This is a genomic window from Actinophytocola sp. (genome assembly GCF_036402745.1).
Taxonomy (GTDB): Bacteria; Actinomycetota; Actinomycetes; order Mycobacteriales; family Pseudonocardiaceae; genus Actinophytocola.
On record NZ_DASWSJ010000015.1, the window covers coordinates 1 to 9,764 of the forward strand.

7 protein-coding genes and 1 pseudogene are annotated in these 9,764 nt (G+C 72.4%); 6 read left to right on the forward strand and 2 right to left on the reverse strand.

What is annotated here, in order from left to right:
* Positions 1-1,442: S8 family peptidase (locus tag VGD70_RS01175; protein WP_331077165.1), on the reverse strand; the 1,442-nt coding region annotated here is incomplete at its 3' end.
* A gap of 175 nt (positions 1,443-1,617) precedes the next feature.
* On the opposite strand from VGD70_RS01175, the gene VGD70_RS01180 reads away from it, so the two are divergent.
* The 6 genes from VGD70_RS01180 (at position 1,618) to proB (ending at position 9,477) form a co-directional block, all read left to right on the forward strand.
* Positions 1,618-2,379: a TIGR03936 family radical SAM-associated protein gene (locus VGD70_RS01180; protein WP_331077167.1), complete on the forward strand. Its 762-nt coding sequence runs from the start codon at positions 1,618-1,620 to the stop codon at positions 2,377-2,379.
* A 279-nt stretch (positions 2,380-2,658) separates the two neighbouring features.
* Positions 2,659-5,853 carry an Rne/Rng family ribonuclease gene (locus VGD70_RS01185; RefSeq protein WP_414637867.1) on the forward strand — a complete coding sequence of 1,065 codons (3,195 nt, stop codon included), beginning with the start codon at positions 2,659-2,661 and terminating at the stop codon, positions 5,851-5,853.
* Positions 5,854-6,024: 171 nt separating this feature from the next.
* A complete protein-coding gene (gene rplU, locus VGD70_RS01190; protein WP_331077171.1) occupies positions 6,025-6,336 on the forward strand; it encodes a 50S ribosomal protein L21 in 312 nt (103 codons plus the stop codon).
* Between the two features lie 13 nt (positions 6,337-6,349).
* A complete protein-coding gene (gene rpmA / locus VGD70_RS01195) occupies positions 6,350-6,607 on the forward strand; it encodes a 50S ribosomal protein L27 (RefSeq protein ID WP_331077173.1) in 258 nt (85 codons plus the stop codon).
* A gap of 88 nt (positions 6,608-6,695) precedes the next feature.
* Positions 6,696-8,246: a GTPase ObgE gene (gene obgE / locus VGD70_RS01200; protein ID WP_331077175.1), complete on the forward strand. Its 1,551-nt coding sequence runs from the start codon at positions 6,696-6,698 to the stop codon at positions 8,244-8,246.
* A 121-nt stretch (positions 8,247-8,367) separates the two neighbouring features.
* Positions 8,368-9,477 carry a glutamate 5-kinase gene (gene proB / locus VGD70_RS01205; protein ID WP_331077177.1) on the forward strand — a complete coding sequence of 370 codons (1,110 nt, stop codon included), beginning with the start codon at positions 8,368-8,370 and terminating at the stop codon, positions 9,475-9,477.
* 52 nt (positions 9,478-9,529) lie between these two features.
* Here the strand turns inward: proB and VGD70_RS01210 are convergent.
* A pseudogene (locus VGD70_RS01210) lies at positions 9,530-9,764 on the reverse strand (TetR/AcrR family transcriptional regulator); the annotation flags it as partial.

Sequence of the window (9,764 nt, forward strand, 5' to 3'; positions counted from 1 at the left end):
GGCGCGTATCCGTCGCAGTACGCGTCCTGCGCGCCGGTGCCGTCGAGGTCGTAGTCCGACGGGCACGGGACGGCGTCGGCCTGCTGGTTGAGCATCCTGGACAGCTCCGGCGGCGTCGCGTCCGGGTGCTCGGAGGCCAGCAGCGCGGCCACGCCCGTGACATGCGGCGTCGCCATCGAGGTGCCGCAGTAGCGGTCGTACCCGCCGGGCACCGTCGACAGCACGCAGTCCGGCTTCTTCTCGCCCTCCGCCGACGACTCCGGCGCGGCGCTGTCCGTGTGCGTCTTCGGCTCGCCGCCCGGCGCGGTCACGTCGATCACGCCGAGGCCGTAGGAGCTGTAGCCCGCCTTGACCTCGTTCTTGCCGACCGCGGACACCGCGATCACCCCGCGCAGACCGGCCGGCAGCACCTTGCAGCCGCCGTCGAGCGTGCGACGCTCCACTCCGGACGCGCCGGGCCCGTCGGCCGTCTGTCCACTCGGGTCGGACAGGTCCGCGCCCTCGTTCGTCGCGGCGGCGATGGTGAGCACGCCCTGCCGGGTGGCGTAGTCGACCGCACGCCGCACGGCCTCGTACACCACGTGCTCGCTGTCCCGGTTGCACGTCATCAGCCACGGGTCGACGAAGTAGCTGTTGTTGGTGACCGCCATCTTGTTGGTGGTGGCCCACATCAGCCCGCACACCGCGTACTCCGGGAAGATGAAGCCGTCATCGTCGACCACCTTCACCGACGCCACCCGCACTCCGGGCGCCACGCCCGCGGTGCCGTGCCCGTCGTCAGCCGCGGCGATCGTGCCGGCGACGTGCGTGCCGTGCGGGGACGCGGTGGGAATCCAGGCTTTCCGCGACGTGTCGGCCACTCCGGACAGACAGCCCGCGGACAGTGCGGGGTCCAGCGCCGCCTTCAGATCCGGATGGTTCGGGTCCACCCCGGAGTCGAGCACGCCGACCACGACGTCCTTGCTGCCTTTGCTCACCCGCCGCGCCCGGTCGGCCTTGATGAGCTTCATGTCCCACTGCTCGCCGGTGAGGTCCGCCTTCGACACCGCGGCCGGGTTCGCCGTCACCTGCGCCTGCGTGGACTGGGTCTCGTCGGGCTTGCGCGGCCCCTGCTGGGACTCCATCACCCGCTGCGCGCTGAACGCCCGGTCCGTGCCGAGCCGCTGGGCGAACCGGGGATCGGGGGAGACGGCCACCGCGACCGCGATCTGCGGGTAGTACCCGGTGAGCCTGCCGCACGCGCCGGAGATCTCGCGGCCCGCCGCCGACGTCACGGTCCCGGAGTCGAACAGGACCAGGTACCGCAGCGCGGCCAGCGTGTCCGAGCACGCGGGCGGTTGGCCGAGCACGCGCGCGCTCGCCACCACGCCGGCCGTCACCAGGTTCGTCGCGAGCACCACGGCTATGACCGCTGCCGCCGGTAGACGGCGGAGCAGAGGCACGGGTGACCTCCAGTTGTTGGGGCGGCCGATCGGGGGCACCGGCAGTCCAATGCCCGGACGGTAGCCACTCGGGCCGTGACCAGACAAGGTCATCGGTCGAATTGGACCTGGGGGTACCGTGCCAGCAGGTTCGATCGAACACCACTGGAGTAGCCACAACCCACCAGAAGGAGTAATGCTGACCAGGCAGGACCGGCCCAATCCCTCGGCACCGCCGGTGCAGAAGCTGCGGCTGCGCTACGCGAAGCGCGGCCGGCTGCGGTTCACCTCACACCGCGACATCGCGCGAGCGTTCGAGCGGGCGCTGCGCCGGGCGCACGTCCCGATGGCGTTCTCGCAGGGCTTCAACCCGCACCCGAAGATCTCCTGGATCGGCGCCGCGCCCACCGGCGTGGCGAGCGAGGCCGAGTACGTCGAGATCCAGCTGGTCGAGATGCTCGAGCCGGGCAAGCTGGTGGCGATGCTCGACGAGGCCATGCCGCCGGGCCTGGACGTGCTCGACGTGGCGGTCGCCGCGGGCGGGCAGTCGCTGGCCGACCGGGTCGAGGCGAGCCGCTGGCGGATCGAGCTGCCGGGCGTGTCGGCCTCGGCCCTGCGCGAGGCCGTCGCGGGGGTGCTCGCCGAGCCGGTGGTGGAGGTCGAACGCCTGACCAAGCACGGTATGCGCACCATCGACGCGCGGGCCGCGATCGTCGCGATGACGGTGCATGACGAGACGCACGTGTCGGACCCGGTACCGACCGACCTGCCGTGTGGGATACTTGAGGTAGTCGTACGGCAGACCACACCTGCCGTTCGACCGGACGACGTGCTGAGCGCGCTTCGTGTCGTCGCCGCTTTGGAACCGCCGGTGCCCGCGAAGGCGACCCGGATGGCCCAGGGACGGCTCGACGACAGCGGAGGTCTGTCCGACCCGTTGGCCCCGGACCGGGTGTGATACCCGGCGGGCCGACGCTCGGCTGACGATTGGGTAGCCAGCTCGGAGCGACGTTGTGACTGACCTGCCATGACAGGCCGGCGTGCCAGTGCTCGGCGGCCCCATGGTGAGAGGCGAGGATTCCCGCCGCCCCGCGGCGGAACGACAACTGCGCTTCACCGTAGGAGCACGGTGAAGCCGAACAACGAGGCCCCTGTGGTGGCCGCGTCCGACAGCGTCGGTGCGAAGGCATCGACCGTTTGAGGTCGCGCCCGGGGGCGAAGGAGCTACATGTCGGATATGTCGACACCTGCCGGAAACACCGGCGGGGATACCACCGCAGCCATCTCCGCCGCACTCGGCGAGCTGCCCGCGCGGATTCGCATTCACGCGCTGGCCAAGCTGCTCGGCCGAAGCAGCCGTGAGGTTCTGGCCGCGATCACCGAGGCCGGGGCCACCGGCCGCAGCGTGCAGTCCAGCATCGACCGCGAGGTCGCCCTGCGGGTCGCCGAGTCGTTCGGCGCCACGCCGGCCGGCGAGGAGCATGCCGCGGCGCCCGCGCCGGAGCCGTCCGCGCCGGCGCGCCAGGTGCCGCCGACGCCGGTGTTCGCCTCTGCGGCGCCGCTGTTCAAGCCGCCGGAGCCGGCCGCCGCGCCGGCCCGCAAACCGGAGCCCCCGCAGGACGACGAGGACGAACCGGACACCGTCACCGATGACGGGGCCGACGGCGACGACGACTCCGACGACTCGCGGCCGCGCCGCCGGCGGGGCCGTCGTGGCCGTGGCCGGGGCAAGGGCGGACAGGGCGAGGACGGCGAAGGCGAGGACGAGCGGTCCGCCGACGACGAGCCGCCCGCCAGGTCCAGCAAGACGGACAAGAGCGACAAGCCGGTCGAGAAGGCCGAGAAGCCGGAGCGGCCTGAGCGCCGTCGCGGCCGGCCCAAGCCCGAGGAAGCCGACGCGGAGGACGAGGCCGACGACGCCGACGACTCCGACGCCGCGAACAGGCGGCGGCGCCGTCGTCGTCGCCGCAAGGGCGGCGTGGACGACGAGGGCGCCGTGACCGAGGACGATCCGCCGAACACGGTCGTGCACGTCCGCGAGGCGCGCGACGAGAAGGAAAAGGACAAGGGCGAGTCCGACGGTCGCGACGAGGTGCGCAGCGTGCGCGGCTCGACCCGGCTGGAGGCCAAGCGCCAGCGGCGCCGGGACGGCCGTGAGGCGGGCCGCCGCCGCGCGCCGATCCTGTCCGAGGCCGAGTTCCTGGCCCGCCGCGAGTCCGTCGACCGCGCGATGGTTGTCCGCGAGCGCGGTGACCGGGTGCAGATCGGCGTGCTCGAGGACGGCGTGCTGGTCGAGCACTTCGTCACCTCGTCGGGCACCGGCTCGCTGGTGGGCAACGTCTACCTCGGCCGGGTCCAGAACGTGCTGCCGTCCATGGAGGCGGCGTTCGTCGACATCGGCCGCGGCCGCAACGCCGTGCTGTATGCCGGCGAGGTCGACTGGGACGCGGCCGGCCTGGAGGGCAAGGCGCGCAAGATCGAGCAGGCGCTGTCCACCGGCGACAGCGTGCTGGTGCAGGTCACCAAGGACCCGGTCGGGCACAAGGGCGCCCGGCTCACCACGCAGATCAGCTTGCCGGGCCGGTTCCTGGTCTATGTACCGGGCGGCGGGGCCACCGGCATCTCCCGCAAGCTGCCGGAGAACGAGCGGCGCCGGCTCAAGGACGTGCTCAAGCGGGTCGTGCCGGAGGACGCCGGCGTGATCATCCGCACCGCGTCCGAGGGCGTGAGCGAGGAGGAGCTCGGCCGCGACGTGCGCCGGCTGCAGGCGCAGTGGCAGGTCATCCAGGACAGGACCAAGGGCGCCAACGGGGCCAAGAAGGTCGGCGCGCCCGCGCTGGTCTACGAGGAGCCGGACCTGCTGGTCAAGGTCGTCCGCGACCTGTTCACCGAGGACTTCTCCGCACTCGTCATCGAGGGCGCGGGTGCCTGGGAGACGGTCGACGCCTACGTCCGGCATGTGGCGCCGGAGCTGGCCGACAGGGTGCGCAAGCACGTGGGCACCACCGATGTGTTCGCCGAGTACCGGATCGAGGAGCAGCTGCTGAAGGCGCTGGATCGCAAGGTCTGGCTGCCCTCCGGCGGCTACCTGGTGATCGACCGCACCGAGGCGATGACCGTCATCGACGTCAACACCGGCAAGTTCACCGGGTCGGGCGGCAACCTCGAGGAGACGGTCACCCGCAACAACCTGGAGTCGGCCGAGGAGATCGTCCGGCAGCTGCGGCTGCGCGACATCGGCGGCATCATCGTCATCGACTTCATCGACATGGTGCTGGAGTCCAACCGCGACCTGGTGCTGCGCCGGCTCACCGAGTGCCTCGGCCGCGACCGCACCCGCCACCAGGTGGCCGAGGTCACGTCGCTGGGCCTGGTCCAGATGACCCGCAAGCGGGTCGGCACGGGCCTGCTCGAGGCGTTCGGCACCACGTGCGAGCACTGCAAGGGCCGGGGCGTCATCGTTTCCACCGACCCGGCGGGCAAGGCCAACGGTGGCGCCAACGGCCACTCCGCCGCTCAGCACGGCGGCGGTGGCGGTGGGGGCGGCCGGCGCTCCCGAGGCCGCGACGACGGCTCGGTGAAGGACGCCCCCAAGGACGCGTCCAAGGAGGCCGCGAAGGAGGCGGCAGCCAAGGAGGCCGCCGCGAGGGAGGCCGCCAAGGCCGTCCGCGACATCGCGAAGGCCACCAGCAAGGTCAACGGCGACGGCGACCCCTCGGGGCCCGCGGAGGCGCCCTCGGCGCCCGAGCCCCGCGGCCGGCGGCGCTCCCGCCGTGGCGCCGGTGGCCCGAGCACAGCGGTCGACGAGACCGACTCGGCCACCTCCGCAGCGGGTTCGGACGGGTCGGCCCAGTCCGCCGACCACACCAGCGCCCCGGACGGCGACCGCAACGGCAGGTCCGAGCACACGAACGGCCTCGCCCACGAGCCCGCCGATCACAGCGAGCCCGCCGATCACGGTGCCGATCGGCCGGCCGCCGCCGACCAGGCCACCGATCGCGGCTTCGACCGTCGCGCAGACCGTGGCGCAGACCGTTCCGCCGAGTGGGGCGTCAGGCCCGTCGACAGCACACCGGTCGCCGAGTACCCCGCTGACAGTGACACGGACCGTGACACGGACCGTGACACGGACCGTGACACGGACCGTGGTGCCGATCAGCCGGCCGACGACGGCGCGGATCAGGTCGCGGACCGGGACGCCGAGCAGTCCGTGGACCACGGCGCTGACCACGACACCGACCACGGCGCCGAATATGCCACTGAGTACCCCACTGAGTACGCCGCTGACCAGGGCGAACAGTCCGCCGAGGCCGATCGTGCGCAGCAGGCGGAGGTGCCGGTCCCGGCCGTCACCTCGCCGCCGCGGCGGCCGGTGCGGCGGGGCGCGTCCCGGCCGGCGGGCCCCCCGGTGTCGGCGACGCACGATGGCTGACCCCGGTTTGACCCGTCATTCGGCGGCCACGTAATCTGTAGGTCGGCCCGCCCGTTTGGTGGGCCGACTCGTGCGCGAACCGGTCAGGCTCGTAGTAGTGAGCCGTCATCGGCCCGGCGCCGCGTAGCCCTCAGTTTCGAGACCAACGAGTAGCAGGAGAGTTCCGTCCCGATGTACGCGATCGTCAAGACAGGCGGCAAGCAGTACAAGGTCGCCGTCGGCGACATCGTCGAGGTCGAAAAGCTCGACGGTGAGCCGGGAGCCGAGCTCTCGTTCCCCGCGCTGCTCGTCGTCGACGGCGACGACGTCACCACCGACGCGGCCGCGCTGGCCAAGGTGTCGGTCACTGGCAAGGTCGTCGAGCAGACCAAGGGCCCGAAGATCCGCATCCACAAGTTCAAGAACAAGACCGGCTACCACAAGCGGCAGGGTCACCGGCAGAAGCTGACCCGCGTCGAGGTCACCGGCATCAAGACCAAGTAGGAGCTGAACAGCTATGGCACACAAGAAGGGTGCGTCCAGCTCCCGCAACGGGCGCGACTCCAACGCCCAGCGCCTCGGCGTGAAGCGGTACGGCGGCCAGGTGGTCAACGCCGGCGAGATTCTCGTCCGCCAGCGGGGCACCAGGTTCCACCCCGGCGTCAACGTCGGTCGTGGTGGCGACGACACGCTGTTCGCCCTGGCCGCGGGTGCGGTCCAGTTCGGCGAGAAGCGCGGGCGCAAGACCGTGAACATCGTCCCGGTCGAGGGCTGACGCCCGGCGACAGGAGCAAGACCCCAGGAGGGGCGGGCCGGCGGTACTGCGGCCCGCCCCTCGTTTGCTTTTCTCGGAAGGTTGTCCAGTGTCCCGATTCGTCGACCGCGTCGTCATCCATGTGTCCGCGGGCAGCGGCGGCAACGGGTGTGCCTCGGTGCACCGTGAGAAGTTCAAGCCACTCGGTGGCCCCGACGGCGGCAACGGCGGGGACGGCGGGGACATCGTGCTCGTCGTCGACTCCGGCGTGCACACGCTGCTCGACTTCCACTTCCGGCCGCACGCGAAGGCGTCCAACGGCAAGCAAGGCCAGGGCAGCAACCGCGACGGCGCCGCGGGTGAGGCGCTGGAACTGCGCGTGCCCGACGGCACGGTCGTGCTCGACGAGGACGGCGAGGTGCTCGTCGACCTCATGGGCGACGGCACCCGGTTCGCCGCCGCCCGCGGTGGTCGCGGTGGGCTGGGCAACGCGGCGCTCGCGTCCAGGGCCCGCAAGGCACCCGGGTTCGCGCTGCTCGGCGAGCCCGGCGAAGCCCGTGACCTGGTGCTCGAGCTGCGCTCGGTCGCCGACGTGGGGCTGGTCGGCTTCCCGTCGGCCGGTAAGTCCTCGCTGATCTCGGTGCTGTCCTCGGCCCGGCCGAAGATCGCCGACTACCCGTTCACCACGCTGGTGCCGAACCTCGGCGTGGTCACCGCGGGCGAGTCGACGTACACCATCGCCGACGTGCCGGGCCTCATTCCCGGCGCCTCGCAGGGCAAGGGCCTGGGCCTGGACTTCCTGCGCCACATCGAGCGCTGCGCGGTGCTGGTCCACGTGGTCGACTGCGCCACCTACGATCCCGGCCGTGATCCGGTGTCCGACGTCGACGCGCTCGAGGCGGAACTGGCCCGGTACACACCCGGCCTGGGCGGCAGCCTGGCCGAGCGGCCACGCGTCGTGGTCCTCAACAAGTCCGACGTGCCCGACGCCCGGGACCTCGCGGAGCTCGTCACCCCCGACCTGGAGGCCCGCGGGCTGCCCGTGTTCACGGTGTCGACGGCCAGCCGCGAGGGACTGCGCGAGCTGTCGTTCGCACTGGCCAAGGTCGTCGAGGAGGACCGCGCGACCCGGCCCCGGTTCGAGGCGTCGCGCATCGTGCTCCGCCCGGTGGCCGTGGACGACGCCGGCTTCACGGTGCTCGAGGACCCCGAGGAGCCGGGCGGGTTCATCGTGCGGGGCGAGCGGCCCGAGCGCTGGGTCCGCCAGACCGCGTTCGACAACAGCGAGGCCGTGGGCTACCTGGGCGACCGCCTCGCCAGGCTCGGCGTCGAGCAGGCCCTGGCCGAGGCCGGCGCGAAGCCGGGCTGCCCGGTGACGATCGGCGGCGTGACGTTCGACTGGGAGCCTTCCACCCCGGCCGGCGTGGACGTGCTGATGTACGAGCGCGGGAGCGACCCCAGGCTCGACGGCAACAATCGCGTCGGCGCCGCAGAGCGCAAGGCAGCCAAACGAGCCCGCCGCAGCGGGGAAGGCCAGTCCGGCACCGCGACCTCGGCGACCTCCGGGACCGCCGCGTCTTCCGGAACCTCCGAGTCCGCCCCGACCTCGGCCACCGAGGCAGGTGACGTCCCCGTCGACGAGCAGGCGGAGACCCCGTGAGCCAGCGCGCGAGCGAACCGATATCCCAGGGCGACCGCGAGCGGCCGGACCGAGCTCGCGCGGGTGAGTCGTGAGCGAGCCCGCGCGCGAACCGAGGCCCCAGGGCGAGGAGCCGGCCGTCCTGTCCGACACCCGCGCCCGGATAGCCGCCGCGCGGCGGGTGGTGGTGAAGGTCGGCTCGTCGTCCCTCACCTCCGCCGCCGGCGGCCTGGACCCGGCCCGCCTCGACGCGCTCGTCGACGCGCTCGCCGCCCGCCGAACCGCCGGCAGCCAGGTGGTCCTGGTCTCCTCCGGCGCGATCGCGTCGGGCCTCGCGCCACTGGGCCTTGGCCGGCGCCCCCGGGACCTCGCCACCCAGCAGGCATCGGCCAGCGTCGGCCAGCTGGTGCTCGGCTACGCCTACGTGTCCTCCTTCGCTCGCTTCGATCTCAACGTCGGTCAGGTCCTCCTCACCTCGGACGACGTCGTCCGACGAGCCCACTACCGCAACGCCCAGCGCACCCTCTCGAGGCTCCTCGCCCTGGGCGTGGTGCCCGTGGTCAACGAGAACGACACCGTTGCGACGGAAGAGATCCGCTTCGGCGACAACGACCGGCTCGCCGCCCTCGTCGCATACCTCGTCGGCGCCGACGCCCTGGTCCTCCTGTCCGATGTGGACGCCCTCTACGACGGCGATCCCAGGCGCGGCAACGCCACCCGCATCGACGAGGTCACCGGCGAGTCCGATGTGGAACACGTCCGTGCCGACGAGCCCACCTCCGACCTCGGCACCGGCGGCATGGCCTCGAAGTTGGCCTCGGCCCGCCTGGCGTCGACCGCCGGCGTCCCGGTCCTCATCGCCGCTGCGACGGACGCCGCCCAGGCCCTCGGCGCCGCCGACGTGGGCACCGCGTTCGCGGCAAGCGCGCGCCGCCTGACCCCCAGGCGGTTCTGGCTGGCGTACGCCGCGAATCCCAAGGGCAGGCTGCACCTGGACGACGGCGCTGTGGCGGCCGTGGTGGGTCGCCGCAGGTCGCTGCTGGCCGCGGGAATCACCGAGGCGACGGGCGACTTCGAGGCCGGCGACGTGGTCGAGCTCGCCGACGCCACGGGCCGCACGGTGGCCAGGGGAGTGGTCGCGTTCGACTCCGCCGAGCTGCCGACTCTCGTCGGCCGCAAGACCCGCGACCTCCCACCGGAGCACCGACGCGAAGTCGTCCACGCCGACGACCTGGTCCCGCTCCGCCACTAGGCACGTGCCTTCCCGGCTCCACACGACAGCCATGACGGCCGCCTCAGGCGCGTCAGGTGCTCAGGTGGCGGACCAGCTTCGCGAGCTGGTCGGCGTAATGCCTCGTGAACTCCTCGGACTCGATGTCGTCCCCGCAGATGGCCTTGGCCATCCTCGGCAACGTGACCGTCGCGCTCGCCGCGGCGAACAGGGCCAGCAACACGCACGCCGGATCCAGGTCGGCCGGTAGCTCGCCCGCCTGCTGACGACGCCGCAGGTCCGCGACCTGCGCCTGAAGGAACTCGCCT

Bases quoted from the DNA above. Each gene is read 5' to 3' on its own strand.
- VGD70_RS01180 (WP_331077167.1), top strand. From the start codon at position 1,618: ATGCTGACCAGGCAGGACCGGCCCAATCCCTCGGCACCGCCGGTGCAG.
- rpmA (WP_331077173.1), top strand. From the start codon at position 6,350: ATGGCACACAAGAAGGGTGCGTCCAGCTCCCGCAACGGGCGCGACTCC.
- rplU (WP_331077171.1), top strand. From the start codon at position 6,025: ATGTACGCGATCGTCAAGACAGGCGGCAAGCAGTACAAGGTCGCCGTC.
- VGD70_RS01185 (WP_414637867.1), top strand. From the start codon at position 2,659: ATGTCGACACCTGCCGGAAACACCGGCGGGGATACCACCGCAGCCATC.